Raw genomic sequence first — 13092 nt, forward strand, 5'->3', positions numbered from 1 at the left:
AGGCCTTACCGCCTCCGGTCGACCGCCTTGCGCACTCCGGACGACATCCGCCTGCCGAGGAAGACCACGGGCCACGCCGCCGCGACGCCGACGCCCAGGGGAAGTCCCTGCTGCCAGGCCGGCGCGCCGAGCGCCAGCGGCTTCGCGTTCGCCTGCGGATTGTGGTCCGAAACGCCACCCCAGCGGCCGGGCGGGAGCACGATGACGCGCGCCTTGCCGATGATGTTGTCGACCGGGACGGCGCCGTTCACGCCACCGCCGCCCTGGAAGCGGGAGTCGCTCGAGTTGTTGCGGTTGTCGCCCATCACCCAGACGTATCCGGCGGGTACCTTGACCGGCTCGAACGTCTTCTCGGTGGGCGCCATGCCCTCTTCCCAGTGGACGTACGGCTCGTCGAGAGCCTTGCCGTCCACGACGACCCGGTTTTTGTCGCAGCACTGCACCGTCTGGCCACCGACCGCGATGATCCGCTTGACGAAGTCGCGCTCGTCCGGCGGCGCGAACCCGATCAGCGAACCGAGCGCGCGGAAGCCGGTGACGAAGATGTTGCTGGACTCCGGCGTCTCGATCTCGCCTGCCCAGGCGGGCGGTCCCTTGAAGACCACCACGTCACCCGGGCCGGGATCGGTGAAGTCGTAGGTGATCCGGTCGACCAGGATCCGGTCGCCCGTGCACCCGGCGCAGCCGTGCAGGGTGGTCTCCATGGATCCCGACGGGATCATGTAGACCTTGGCGAGGAACTGCTGGATCAGGATCGTCAGCACGAGTGCGACGACGATCAGGATCGGCAGTTCCTTCCAGAACGACCGCTTCTTGTTGACCTTGCCGAATTTCTTGGAGCCGGATCGGCCCCGGCGAGAGGCCCTGGTGGGGTGCTCCTCGTCGGGGCGATCGGGCTCGTCTTCGGAGGTGTTCTGGGACACGGGTTCGACCACGACGCCAGGTTACCTGTAACCGAGTGGCTACCTACTTGGCGGAGGTAGTCTCGCGGTTTTCGCGGCGCTCCTTGATCTTGGCGGCCTTGCCGCGCAGCTCGCGGAGGTAGTACAGCTTCGCGCGGCGGACGTCGCCGCGCTTGAAGACCTCGACCTCGGCGATGTTCGGCGAGTGCACCGGGAAGGTTCGCTCCACGCCGATGCCGAACGACACCTTGCGGACCGTGAAGGTCTCGCGGACGCCGCCGCCCTGGCGACGCAGCACGACGCCCTGGAAGATCTGGTTACGCTCGCGGTTGCCCTCGATGACGCGGACGTGAACCTTGAGCGTGTCGCCCGGTCGGAAGTCCGGGATGTCGGAACGCAGTGACTGCGCGTCCAGCGCGTCCAGGGTGTTCATCGGTGGTCCGTCCTCGTCTTCGTATGGCTTACGTACAGCTTGGGCGCGCAGTGTCTGCACTGCGACCTACCCGGGGGCTGATGGCGTTCCGGATGAGCTCGAATCTTTAACATCGGCCACTGGCCGTTGTAAAAACTCCCGCGTCTATCCACGCCAACCTGTCAAGTATTGCAGACCAGGACTCAGGCGGTTGACCCGGCCTGGCCGGAGTCCTCGTTCAACCGGTCGAGGACCTTGAGATCGTGCTTGTCGAGACTACCTTCCGGCAGCAGGCCGATCAGTTCGGGCCTGCGCCGCACGGTGCGTTCCAGCGCCTGGTCGCGGCGCCAGCGGTCGATCAGCGCGTGGTTGCCGGAGCGCAGGACGTCCGGCACGGCCAGGTCCCGCCAGACCTCCGGCCTGGTGTAGCTGGGACCTTCGAGCAGGCCGTCGGAGAACGAGTCCTCCTCGGCGGAGCGGGCGTTGCCGAGCACGCCGGGCAGCAGCCGGACGACGGCCTCGACCATCACCAGCACCGCGGCCTCGCCGCCGACGAGCACGTAGTCGCCGATGGAGACCTCGTCGACGGGCATCCGCCGCGCGGCGTCGTCGATCACGCGCTGGTCGATGCCCTCGTAGCGGCCGCACGCGAACACGAGGTGCTCCTCGGCGGCGTACTGGTGGGCCATGGCCTGGGTGAACGGGCGTCCGGCGGGGGTGGGGACCACGAGGCGGGTGTTCTCGCCGCAGACGTCGTCCAGGGCGGGGCCCCAGATCTGCGGTTTCATCACCATGCCGGGTCCGCCGCCGTACGGCGCGTCGTCGACCGCGCGGTGGACGTCGTGCGTCCAGTTCCGCAGGTCGTGCACGCCGACCTCGATGAGGCCGCGGTCGATCGCCCGGCCGAGCAGCGCGGCGCGGAGCGGGTCGAGGTATTCGGGGAAGATCGTGACGACGTCGAGGCGCATCAGGCGTCCAGCAGGCCTTCCGGCGGGTCGAGGACCACGCGGCCACCCGCGACGTCGACGGCCGGGACGATCGCCTTCACGAACGGCACCAGCACCTCACGTCCGTCGTGCTCGATCGACAGCAGTTCGCCGGCGGGCGAATGCACGATTTCGAGCACCTTGCCGACGACCGTGCCGTCGGCGAGCTCGGCCCGGAGGCCTTCGAGTTCGTGGTCGTAGAACTCGTCGGGGTCTTCGGTCGGCGGCAGCGTCGAGGTGTCGGCGAGCAGCAGCGCGCCGCGGAGGGTTTCCGCGACGTCCCTGGTCAGCACCTCTTCGAAACGCACCAGCAGCCGCCCGCTGTGTTCGCGGGCGGCTGCGATGGTGAGGTTCCTGCTGCTGCCGTCACGCAGCTTCGTCGTGACGGCCGAACCGACCGCGAACCGCTGTTCCGGCGAGTCCGTGCGCACGTCCACCGCGAGTTCCCCGCGGATTCCGTGCGCCTTGGCGATACGGCCGACTACGACGTCCATTCCCGATCTGTCTCTTGTCCTCGGTCAGCGATCGGTGTCGACGACGTCCACGCGGACGCCGCGGCCACCGATGCCGCCCATGACGGTGCGCAGGGCGGTCGCGGTACGACCGCCCCGGCCGATCACCTTGCCGAGATCGTCGGGGTGCACGTGCACCTCGAGCGTGCGGCCACGGCGAGTGGTCAGCAGCTCGACCCGGACCTCGTCCGGGTTGTCGACGATCCCGCGCACCAGGTGCTCGAGGGAGTCAGCGAGGAAGCTCACGCCTCGGCCTTGTCACCCTCGGCGGCCTCGGCCTTGTCGGCTTCGGCCTTCTTCGGGGCGGACTTCTTCTTCGGCGTGGTGGCTTCGGCGGAGGCCGAGTCACCGGCGGCGGCGAGCGCGGCGTTGAACAGGTCCTGCTTCGACGGCTTCGGCTCGGCGACCTTCAGGGTGCCCTCGGCGCCCGGCAGGCCCTTGAACTTCTGCCAGTCACCGGTGATCTCGAGGATGCGCTGGACCGGCTCGGTCGGCTGGGCGCCGACGGACAGCCAGTGCTGGGCCCGCTCGGTGTCGACCTCGATGAAGCTCGGCTCTTCCTTGGGGTGGTACTTGCCGATCGTCTCGATGGCCTTGCCATCACGGCGGGTGCGCGCGTCGGCGACGATGATGCGGTAGTACGGCGCACGGATCTTGCCGAGACGCTGCAGCTTGATCTTGACGGCCACGGGTGTGGGTACTCCTCAGTTCTCTCTGATGCATGTGGAAGGCGCGCGACGGCCGAGTGGGGACACGGCTGCGCACACCCGAAGGGTGAGCTCGGGCGCGGTGAGAGGGTCCGGCCAAAGCAGGCAAGCGAACATTCTGCCAGATGCCGGCCGCGCGTCAGAACGCGGCTATGCCGAGCGAGGCGAGCAGGATCGTCACGGCCGGGAGGAAGTTGTTCACCTGATGGGCGACCACGCTGCCGAGCAGCCGCCCGGTGAACACCCTGGCCAGCCCGATCGGGATCGCGATCACCAGCAGCAACGTGGTGCGCAGCGGTTCGAGGTGGCTCGCCGCGAAAACGGCCGTGGAGACCAGGAACGCCGCGATCCTCCCCCAGCGTTCGGTGCGCCACGTCAGCCGCTCGACCGCTCCCCACAGCAGGCCGCGGTAGATGATCTCCTCGCAGATCGGCCCGACCAGCCACAGGTAGATGAACATCACGACGGCAGCCGAGACCGACATCCGCCGGTCTTCGACGAGCGCGCTGATCGCCGACGTCGCGTTCTCGTTGCCCACGAGCTGCGTCCAGGCCCAGGCAGCGAGCGAGGTGAACCCGAGCCCGAGCACCCCGAGTTTGAGACCGACCTTGACGTCGGCCCAGCTCCAGCCGATCCGCAGGTCGATGACCGGGCCGTTCCCGCGCAGGCGGGTGATCAGCAGCGCGACACCGGCCGCGATCATCGTCGGCACCATCGTGCCCAGCAGCACCATGCGCATCGGCAGGGGCTGGCCGGGCTGGACGTCGCCGAGCAGGACGCTGATGAACGCCGCCGACGCCAGCAGGACGGCCTCCACCAGGAGGAAGGCCCCGAATCCCCAGCGATGCGGCGGTGGCGTGCCGGGCGCGGCCACCTCACCTCCGGAAGCGATTTCGTCCGGCGGCGCGGCCTCGGGGATCGGCTCCCTGGGCTGAGATACGGTCACGCCGATCCTCCGGTGATCGTTCGGTTACTCACAGACTCTAACCGCCTTCAAGGGCGATCACCTCGCCGCGAAGAGCAATACAGCCGGAGGGAGGTTGTTGGCGGCGTGCGCGATGACGGCCGCGCTCACCCGGCCGGAAAGATAGCGGGCGAGGCCGATGGCGATGCCCTGGCCGAACAACGCGATCGTGCGCGCGGCCTCCCCGTGCAGCTGGGCGAACACCAGCGCGGTGACCAGCAGGGTCACCCACGAGGGCAGGCGGTGGTAGCCCATCGCGTTCCAGAGCGTGCCGCGGAAGAGCAGTTCTTCGGTGACCGGGGCGGCGAGGACGACGATGACCGCCGCCAGCACCAGCCAGACGGTGTCGCCCTCGGCGGTGCCGGACAGTTCCGTGATCGGGCCCGGCGAGACGTCGGAGAAGGTCCTGTCATCGCCGTCGGTCCCGTACACGGCGAGCAGGAGCAGGTTGAGCAGGTAGCCGGCGGCGAGCGCGGCCGCTCCGCAGGCGAGCCCGATCCGGACGTCGCGCCAGGTGGGTTTGAGCCCGAAATCCGTGCGGAGTCCCTGCCCCCAGACGCGTGAGCCGATCGCGGGGCCGAGGCCGAGCACGAGGGTCGGCAGGAACGCGAGGATCAGCAGCGGCCCGACGTCACGGAGTTCGAGCGGGTCGTAGCCGCCGAAGCGGCCTGACAGCAAGAAGCTCATGACGAGCGTGACGAGGTGGTATCCGGCGATCCCCGCGAAGAACGCTACGAATCCCCAATGCGCTCCGAGCACCAGACGCTCGCGAGCCTGCCCGTCGTCCACCACGCCTCCACGCTAAGTGCCGCTCCGGTCACTGGTGTAGTCGGGTCAGGCGTAGATCTTGCCACGCAGGACGATATGGCTCGGATGGCGTAGCACCGCGAGATCCTCACGGGGATCGGACGGGTAGACGAGGAGATCCGCCGAAGCGCCGTCGACGATCCCCGGCACGCCCAGCCATTCGCGCGCGGCCCACGAAGCCGACGCCAGCGCCTGTTCCGCGGACATGCCCGCCTTGTGGAGCGCCTCGATCTCGTCGACGAGCCTGCCGTGCTCGACCATGCCGCCCGCGTCGCTTCCGGCGTACACCCGGACGCCCGCCTCGATCGCCGTCGAGACCATGTCTCCGACGCCCGCGTGCAGCGCGCGCATGTGATCGGCGTACACCGGGTACTTGCCCGCCTTGTCGGCGATGCCGGGGAAGTTCTCGATGTTGATGAGGGTCGGCACGAGCGCGATCCCGCGTTCGGAGAGGACGCCCAGCTGGTCCGCGGAGAGCTCCGTGCCGTGTTCGAGGCAGTCGATCCCCGCGTCGATCAGGCCCGGCAGAGCGGCTTGACCGAACACGTGCGCCGTCACCTTGGCGCCCTCGGCGTGCGCGGCGGCGATGGCCTCGGCGAGGACGTCGTCGGGCCACAGAGGCGCGAGATCGCCGACGCCGCGGTCGATCCAGTCGCCGACGAGCTTGACCCAGCCGTCGCCGTCACGGGCCTGTTCGGCGGCCGCCTTCGGCAGCTCGGAAGGGTCTTCGAGTTCGATACCCAGACCGGGGATGTAGCGCTTGCGCAGGGCGAGATGCCGTCCGGCGCGGATGATGCGCGGCAGGTCGGCCCGTTCCTGCAGCGGCCGGACGTCGATCGGCAGCCCGCAGTCGCGGATCAGCAGCGTCCCGGCGTCGCGGTCGGTGGTCGCCTGCTCGGCGGCCTCTTCGAGCGTGGTCGGCCCGCCGACCCCGATCCCGGGATGGCAGTGAGCGTCGACCAGTCCGGGTACGAGAAAGCCTTCCCGGACGACGGTTTCCGCTCCGGCGACCGGTTCGGTGGTGATCCGGCCGCCGGTGACCCACAGCTCACGGTGCTCGCCGTCCGGCAGGACGACGCCCGCCAGGTGCAGCGCCTCCACGGGCTACTTGTCCTTCGGCAGCTTGAACTTCTTCGGGTCGAACCCGGGTACGTCGTTCATGCCGCCGAGCTGGGAGAGGTCGGGCATCCCGCCGGGCATGCCGCCGCCGGGGGGCAGCATCGGCATGCCGCCGGGGAAGCCGCCGCGGACCTTGGGCTGCGTCGGGCCGCGCCCCTTGCCCTTCTTCCCCTTCTTGCCCTTGCGGTTCTTGCTGCCGCCGCCTCCGCCGCCGAAGCCGAAGCGACCGGCCATCTGCGCCATCATCTTGCGCGCCTCGAAGAACCGGTTGACCAGGTCGTTGACGTCGCGGACGGCGACACCGGACCCCTTCGAGATCCGGACCCGGCGCGAGGCGTTGATGATCTTCGGATCCGCCCGTTCGGCGGGGGTCATGCCGCGGATGATCGCCTGGAGCTTGTCGAGCTGCTTGTCGTCGACCTGGGACAGCTGGTCCTTCATCTGGCCGGCGCCGGGCAGCATGCCGAGCAGGTTGCCGATCGGGCCCATCTTGCGGACCGCGAGCATCTGCTCCAGGAAGTCTTCGAGGGTGAGCTGGCCGCTGCCGAGCTTGGCCGCGGTCTGCTCGGCCTTCTCCTGGTCGAAGTGCTGCTCGGCCTGCTCGATGAGGCTGAGCACGTCACCCATGCCGAGGATCCGGCTGGCCATCCGGTCCGGGTGGAAGAGGTCGAAGTCTTCGAGCTTCTCACCGTTCGACGCGAACAGGATCGGCTGGCCGGTGACCTGGCGGACCGACAGCGCGGCACCACCGCGGGCGTCACCGTCGAGCTTGGTGAGCACCACGCCGGTGAAGCCGACGCCGTCGCGGAACGCCTCGGCCGTGGTGACCGCGTCCTGACCGATCATCGCGTCGACGACGAACAGCGTCTCGTCCGGTGAAACGGCGTCGCGGATGTCCGCGGCCTGCTTCATCAGCTCTTCGTCGACACCGAGGCGGCCGGCGGTGTCGACCAGGACGATGTCGTGCTGGGCGCGCTTGGCCTCGTCGATGGCGCGGCGGGCGACGTCGACCGGGTCGCCGACGCCGTTGCCGGGCTCGGGCGCGAAGACGGCGACGCCCGCCCGCTCGCCGACGACCTGCAGCTGCGTGACCGCGTTGGGGCGCTGGAGGTCACAGGCGACCAGCATCGGCGCGTGGCCCTGCTTCTTCAGCCACATCGCGAGCTTGCCGGCGAGTGTCGTCTTACCGGCGCCCTGGAGACCCGCGAGCATGATGACCGTCGGCGGGTTCTTCGCGAACGTGAGCCGCCTGGTCTCGCCGCCGAGGATGGTGACGAGTTCCTCGTTGACGATCTTGATGACCTGCTGCGCCGGGTTCAGCGCGCCGTGCACCTCGGCGCCCTTGGCGCGCTCCTTGATGCGGGCGATGAAGTCCTTGACCACGGAGAGCGCGACATCCGCCTCGAGCAGCGCGATACGGATCTCGCGCGCGGTGGCGTCGATGTCGGCGTCGGAGAGCCTGCCCTTGCGAGACAGGGTCTGCAGGGCGGACGTGAGCCGATCGGAGAGGGTGTCGAACACGGGTGTGCACGCTCCAGCTGGGTCGTGGTGGCTTGCCGGTACGGACCGGCGGCTTTCCAGGGTAGTCGGTGTTCGACGCGGGCGTTGACACGGTTGCGAAGACCCGATCGCCCGGACTCACGGTTCGTGGAGGTCCGCTTCCGCCAGAGCCTGGATCACGTTCGCGGGGGCGGCCGCGGATTCCCGGACCGTACGGCTCATCTCGACGTGCAAGAAGACCGTGCCGTCCTTCGCCGCGGCCTTGCCCTGGACGTTCTTCGTCCCTTCGAGCGCGCCGCACGACGACGCCCAGGCCCGGCAGACGCCGAGTCCGGCGGCTTCGAGCCGGTCGGCGGCGCGCCGGGCGGGCGGACCGGCCACCGTCGCGCCGGACGAGAGCACGATGTCGTCGTCGGGCATGTTCTGGTCGTCGAAGCCGTGCAGCTGGACCTGCGGAAGTCCTCGTCCTGCGAGGGTCGTGGCCACGACGTGGAACACGGAGTCCACCTCGTGCGCGACGTCGGCATGGCCGTCGTCCGCCTTCCGGTGCGCGCCCGCGATCAGCAGCACCGCGCCCGGCACCCGGCGGAAGTAGTCGAGGCCGAAAGACTCGGTCCGGAGATCGGACGCGGGATGCGGGACTTCGACGACCAGCGACGGCGGCGCGGACCGGTCGATCAGGTACATCCCCCACGCCCGCTCGGTGCCGTGTTCGTTCACGGCCACCGTGTAGGGCCGCCCCGTCTTCCGGTCGATCCCGTCGCGCACCGAGAAACCGAGCTTGCCGAGGTCTGCCGCGCCGGCGGGCGCGGCCTCCAGCAGCCCGGTGAAACCGGACGCGGCCGTGCGGCGTTCGGCGGCTTCCGGCGACCGGTAGTCCTGCTCGGCGGAGAGCGCGGTGGTGAATCCGGCGATCAGGGAATTCAGGTCGGCCTCCGGGTCGGGAGCGGATGGTGACGGCTCGTCGTCGCCGAGGACCAGCACGAGCGTCAGCACCAGTGCCAGCGCGACGGCGACACTGACCACGCTGAGCAACATCCGCTTTCGGCCGATCACGGCGCCGACTCTACTGATTAACCCGTTTGGGTAACGCAAGCCGCCTTTTACCGACAATAAGCAAAGTTGTACCGTCCTACCGACACTTTCGATACCTCGATGTGACCTGATCGGGAACAAGCTCCGCTACAGGCCGATATGAGCCGCGAGCCAGCCGATGTCAACCGAAAGGCCGAAGGCCAGTGAAGCGGCAGAAGGACCAGCCTGATCCCGCGGCGCGCTTGCGCGACCAGATCCCCGAGGCGGGTTTCCCCCGCGGCGTCGGGGTGGCGTCCGTCACGACCTTCGTCCTGCTCCTGATGATCACCGCCTTCACCGCCGTCTACCTGTCGACGGCCGGGCCGCTGTCGCTGCTCCGCGCGGACTCGGACAAGCAGGTCCCGGACGAGGTCACCGCGGGACGGCAGCGCGCGACCACCGCGCTCGCCCAGGCGCTGGCCACGTCGGCCACTTCGGCGGCGGGCGACCTCCGGGTCGCGGCCGATTCCGGGGTGTTCGACACCGCCGGTGACGACGCCGTTCTGGACCGCCTTGGCGAGACGTACCCCGATTGGCGCGGGATCGCCGTCTTCGATCCCGCGGCGAAGAAGGTCGTGGCCACCCACGGCGAACCGGTGGCGGTCGAGAACCTCCGCGAAGTCGACGTCACGAACCTCACCGTCCGGCCGATCGCCCGGCCCGGCGACAACCCGCTCGTGCTCACCGCCCTGCCCCTCACCGGCGGACGCGACGGCAAGCTCCTCGTCGTGTCGACCCCGCTGCGCGGTATCGCGGCGGAACTCGGCAAGGGCACCGTGCAGCAGATCCGGCTGGTCACGCCGGACGGCGCGCCGCTCTCTTCGTCGGGCGCCGAAGTGGCCGAGACCGACAGCGTCGCCCAGGGCCTGCTGTCCCGCGCCGCCACCGCCGCCGCGGCGGGGGAATCGGGTGTGCTCACCGGCGACGCCGGAACGAACCCGGCCAAACCGGGCGAGCAAGTCGCGCCGGTCGTGTCGTACGCCCCGATCGCTTCGGACGGCACGGCCGGGAGCCTCGGGCTGGCGGTGGTCGCCCTCAGCCGGTTCCCGGTCGAACCGGTGCCGGTCCGCTGGCCGGGCCTGATCCCGGCGGCCGTGCTGCTGGTCCTCGCCCTCGCCGGATTCGTGCTGCTGCGGCGCGCCGTCGTCAAACCGGTCCTCCGCCTGCGCGCCGACGCGCTCGCGGTCGCGGCGGGCGCGCTCGACGAGCCGGTGCGGCAATCCAGGATCCGCGAGGTGAACCGGCTGACCCGCGCGGTGGAGCGCTACCGGGCGAAGCTGGCCGTGCGCCGCCCCCGCGCCAAGGTGAAAGCGCGGTTCTCCGCGCTGCTCGTCGTCGGCGTGGTGACGATCGCGCTGCTCGGCTGGTCGGTCGCGGTCGCCGCGACCCTCGGCCGCCAGCAGGCCGCGGTCTCCCCGACCGTGCTCGGCGAGTACGGCGGCCGGGTCGCGCATTCGGCCGAGACCCTGCGCCGCAGCCTCGCCCAGGGGCTCGGCGATCTGCGCTCCGTGGCCCGGCTCGGCTCGACGGCACAGCCGGACCGGCTGAACGGCATGCTCCGGGAACTCGCCGAGAACGAGAGCCGGTTCCGGAGCGTCTACGTCGCCGACGCGGAAGGCGCCGTGCTTCACCAGGAAGGGCGCGAGTCGCTGCGCGATCCGGGGAAGGTGCCCGACGGCTGGGGCGTCCGCCAGCACAACACCAGCGGCCGGGTCCCCGTGGTGTACGCCTTCGCGCACCTGCCGGACTCCGGGAAAGTCCTGGTCGGCGAGTACGACATCCCGAGGATGGCGTCGGTGCTCGGCTCGGCGGGCGGCCGCGTGCGAGTGGTCGACGAGGGCAAGCGCACCATCGCCGACACCCAGGGCTACCTCGCCTTCTCCGAGGTCACCGACGCCGTGCTGGTCGAGAACATCACCACCGCGCAGTCCGGAAAGGACGCCCGTGAGAGCACCGATTCGTCCTTGGTCGTCGCGAACCGCCTGGCCGGCGAAGGCAGCGTGGCCGAGCTGAAGTGGGTCGTCGTCGCCGACCAGCCGATCGCCTCACTCGGCGTCGCGGACAACACGGTGCGTTCGGGAGCCAGGGTCGCCGCCCTCCTCACCGCCGTCGTCGCCCTGATGCTGTTCGCCTGGCATCTGCTGGTGGTCGTCCTGCCGTTGCGACGGGTGGCCGAGTCCGCCGTGCCGATCGCCAAGGGCGTCGGCATGGGCGCGGTCGTCTATCCCCAGCGCCAGGATGAGATCGGCACCATCGCGTCGTGCGTCGAGATCTGCCGCCAAGCGCTGACCGACGGCAAGGCGCGGCTCGGGGAGGTGCGCCGCCCGGAAGGAGCGGCGACCGACGAGACCAAACTGCTCCAGCGGATCGAGGCCGAGACCGAGCCTGCCCGGCCGGCGCGGCGGCGCGAACTGGCGGAACGGGGGCAGAGCCGAAAATGACGTTCCTCTACTCCGTCCTCCTCATCGCCTCGCTGGCGACGCTCGCCGCGGGTGTCGCCGAGCAGCGCCGCCACTACCGCAACCTGCACAGCATCCCGACCCGGGTGCTGGTCAACGGCATCCGCGGCAAATCGTCGATCACCCGGCTCTGCGCGGGCGCCCTGCGCGGCGGCGGTCTCGTGACGACCGCGAAGACGACCGGCACGGCCGCCCGCTTCATCCACCCCGACGGCAGCGAGGAACCGGTCTACCGCAAGTTCGGCATCGCCAACGTCGTCGAGCAGATCGGCATCGTCCGCCGTGCCGCCGCGTACCGGCCGGACGCGCTGGTGATCGAGTGCATGGCGGTGATGCCGGATCTCCAGGAGATCAACCAGAGCAAGCTGATCCGCTCCACCATCGGCGTGCTGTGCAACGTCCGGGAGGACCATCTCGCCGAGATGGGCCCGACGCTGGACGACGTGGCGCGGTCGCTGAGCCGCTCGATGCCGGTCGGCGGGATCTGCCTCACCGCGGAGAAGGACCGGCTCGCGATCCTTCAGGAAGAGGCCGACAAGCGGAACTGCCGCCTGATCGCCGTGGATCCGGAGAGCGTCACCGACGAGGAGATGCGCGGGTTCGGCTGGATCACGTTCAAGGAGAACGTGGCGATCGCCCTGGCCGTCGCCGACCTGCTCAAGGTCAACCGGAACCTGGCGCTGGAAGGAATGTGGTCCGCCCCGCCGGACCCCGGGGTGCTCCAGGTGCACCGTTACCGCGCCGGACGGCGCCATGTGCGCTTCGCCAACGTCTTCGCCGCGAACGACCCCGAATCGACGCTGATGAACATCGACCAGCTCCGCGCGCAGGGGGCGATCGCCGACCCGCTGCACGTGATCATCAACTGCCGCCCCGACCGCGTCGAGCGCAACGGGCAGATGGGCGCGCTGATCCCGCGGGTCGCGCCGGAACGGGTGGTGCTGATCGGCGAGCCGACGCGCAGCGCGCGGATCGCGATCCCCGACGAATGGCAGGACCGCGTCGTCGATCTCGGCGGCTCCCGGCCCCCGGAGGAACTGCTGCGCAAGATCATCGGCGGTGTCGACCGGCAGGCGTCGCTGGTCGCCATCGGCAACATCCACGGTCAGGGCGAACTGCTCATCGACGAACTCGCGAAACTGGAGACGATCGCCTCCTGATGCTCACCACTTCGCTCTCCCCCGAGGTCGCCACCATCGGTCTCGCCATCGGGCTGCTGCTGTCCCTGGTCTGCTACCTGACCACGAACCTCTCACCCGGCGGCATGATCACGCCGGGGTGGATCGCGCTCACCATCGTCGAGGACTTCCGGCGGGCGGCGATCATCGTGCTCATGACCGCGCTGACCTACGGGGGCACGAAGATCCTGCAGCGCGTCGTGATCCTTTACGGCAAGCGCCTGTTCGCCGCGGTGGTCCTGCTGGGGGTCGTCCTCCAGACCACCCTGCTGCTCGTGCTCCAGGCCGATTTCCCGTTGCTGTTCGTGCACCAGACGCTGGGCTTCGTGGTGCCCGGCCTGGTGGCCTATCAGCTGGTCCGGCAGCCGCCGGCGGCGACCGTCCTCGCCACCGGGGGCGTGAGCCTCGCCAGCTACGCGATCCTGATCAGCGGGGTGCTGGTCGGGCTGGTCCCCACGTTGTGAGGTCGTCG

Annotated in this window: 14 protein-coding genes; 3 read left to right on the plus strand and 11 right to left on the minus strand. The window is 69.8% G+C overall.

What is annotated here, in order from left to right; all coding sequences use genetic code 11:
• Positions 1-5: 5 nt before the first annotated feature.
• From lepB to AB0N89_RS09385, 11 genes are all read right to left on the minus strand, one after another.
• Positions 6-935 (minus strand): signal peptidase I, encoded by a 930-nt coding sequence (gene lepB, locus AB0N89_RS09335; RefSeq protein ID WP_364202179.1) that lies wholly within the window; start codon positions 933-935, stop codon positions 6-8.
• A gap of 31 nt (positions 936-966) precedes the next feature.
• Positions 967-1335 (minus strand): 50S ribosomal protein L19, encoded by a 369-nt coding sequence (rplS, locus tag AB0N89_RS09340; protein ID WP_191258447.1) that lies wholly within the window; start codon positions 1333-1335, stop codon positions 967-969.
• A gap of 182 nt (positions 1336-1517) precedes the next feature.
• Entirely contained in the window at positions 1518-2282 is a 765-nt protein-coding gene (gene trmD / locus AB0N89_RS09345) for a tRNA (guanosine(37)-N1)-methyltransferase TrmD (RefSeq protein WP_364202182.1), read from the minus strand.
• Positions 2282-2794 (minus strand): ribosome maturation factor RimM, encoded by a 513-nt coding sequence (rimM, locus tag AB0N89_RS09350; RefSeq protein ID WP_364202185.1) that lies wholly within the window; start codon positions 2792-2794, stop codon positions 2282-2284. Before rimM ends, trmD begins: the two co-directional genes overlap by 1 nt.
• A gap of 24 nt (positions 2795-2818) precedes the next feature.
• Positions 2819-3058 (minus strand): RNA-binding protein, encoded by a 240-nt coding sequence (locus AB0N89_RS09355; RefSeq protein ID WP_003103110.1) that lies wholly within the window; start codon positions 3056-3058, stop codon positions 2819-2821.
• The gene (gene rpsP / locus AB0N89_RS09360; RefSeq protein WP_005154724.1) at positions 3055-3501 is read right to left on the minus strand and encodes a 30S ribosomal protein S16; all 447 of its coding nucleotides are present in this window, start codon (positions 3499-3501) and stop codon (positions 3055-3057) included. The genes AB0N89_RS09355 and rpsP overlap by 4 nt, the downstream gene beginning before the upstream one ends.
• A 157-nt stretch (positions 3502-3658) precedes the next feature.
• Positions 3659-4465: a CPBP family intramembrane glutamic endopeptidase gene (locus AB0N89_RS09365; RefSeq protein WP_364202188.1), complete on the minus strand. Its 807-nt coding sequence runs from the start codon at positions 4463-4465 to the stop codon at positions 3659-3661.
• 57 nt (positions 4466-4522) lie between these two features.
• Entirely contained in the window at positions 4523-5272 is a 750-nt protein-coding gene (locus AB0N89_RS09370; RefSeq protein ID WP_364202413.1) for a CPBP family intramembrane glutamic endopeptidase, read from the minus strand.
• A gap of 45 nt (positions 5273-5317) precedes the next feature.
• Positions 5318-6391, minus strand: a complete 1074-nt coding sequence (locus AB0N89_RS09375) for an amidohydrolase family protein (protein WP_364202191.1) — start codon at positions 6389-6391, stop codon at positions 5318-5320.
• A gap of 3 nt (positions 6392-6394) precedes the next feature.
• Positions 6395-7930 carry a signal recognition particle protein gene (ffh, locus tag AB0N89_RS09380; RefSeq protein WP_192740946.1) on the minus strand — a complete coding sequence of 512 codons (1536 nt, stop codon included), beginning with the start codon at positions 7928-7930 and terminating at the stop codon, positions 6395-6397.
• A 117-nt stretch (positions 7931-8047) separates the two neighbouring features.
• Positions 8048-8965 carry a hypothetical protein gene (locus AB0N89_RS09385; protein ID WP_364202194.1) on the minus strand — a complete coding sequence of 306 codons (918 nt, stop codon included), beginning with the start codon at positions 8963-8965 and terminating at the stop codon, positions 8048-8050.
• 182 nt (positions 8966-9147) lie between these two features.
• On the opposite strand from AB0N89_RS09385, the gene AB0N89_RS09390 reads away from it, so the two are divergent.
• The 3 genes from AB0N89_RS09390 to AB0N89_RS09400 are packed head-to-tail and all read left to right on the plus strand — an operon-like array spanning position 9148 to position 13084.
• A complete protein-coding gene (locus AB0N89_RS09390) occupies positions 9148-11424 on the plus strand; it encodes a HAMP domain-containing protein (RefSeq protein WP_364202197.1) in 2277 nt (758 codons plus the stop codon).
• On the plus strand, positions 11421-12602 hold the full coding sequence (gene pgsB / locus AB0N89_RS09395) for a poly-gamma-glutamate synthase PgsB (RefSeq protein WP_364202200.1): 1182 nt from the start codon (positions 11421-11423) through the stop codon (positions 12600-12602). The genes AB0N89_RS09390 and pgsB overlap by 4 nt, the downstream gene beginning before the upstream one ends.
• Complete coding sequence (locus tag AB0N89_RS09400) at positions 12602-13084, plus strand: poly-gamma-glutamate biosynthesis protein PgsC/CapC (protein ID WP_364202203.1); 483 nt, start codon at positions 12602-12604, stop codon at positions 13082-13084. Before pgsB ends, AB0N89_RS09400 begins: the two co-directional genes overlap by 1 nt.
• Positions 13085-13092: the final 8 nt, after the last annotated feature.

It is taken from the genome of Amycolatopsis sp. NPDC089917, assembly GCF_040684635.1.
Lineage (GTDB): Bacteria > Actinomycetota > Actinomycetes > Mycobacteriales > Pseudonocardiaceae > Amycolatopsis.

Bases quoted from the DNA above. Each gene is read 5' to 3' on its own strand.
- rplS (WP_191258447.1), bottom strand. From the start codon at position 1,335: ATGAACACCCTGGACGCGCTGGACGCGCAGTCACTGCGTTCCGACATC.
- trmD (WP_364202182.1), bottom strand. From the start codon at position 2,282: ATGCGCCTCGACGTCGTCACGATCTTCCCCGAATACCTCGACCCGCTC.
- rimM (WP_364202185.1), bottom strand. From the start codon at position 2,794: ATGGACGTCGTAGTCGGCCGTATCGCCAAGGCGCACGGAATCCGCGGG.
- pgsB (WP_364202200.1), top strand. From the start codon at position 11,421: ATGACGTTCCTCTACTCCGTCCTCCTCATCGCCTCGCTGGCGACGCTC.
- AB0N89_RS09400 (WP_364202203.1), top strand. From the start codon at position 12,602: ATGCTCACCACTTCGCTCTCCCCCGAGGTCGCCACCATCGGTCTCGCC.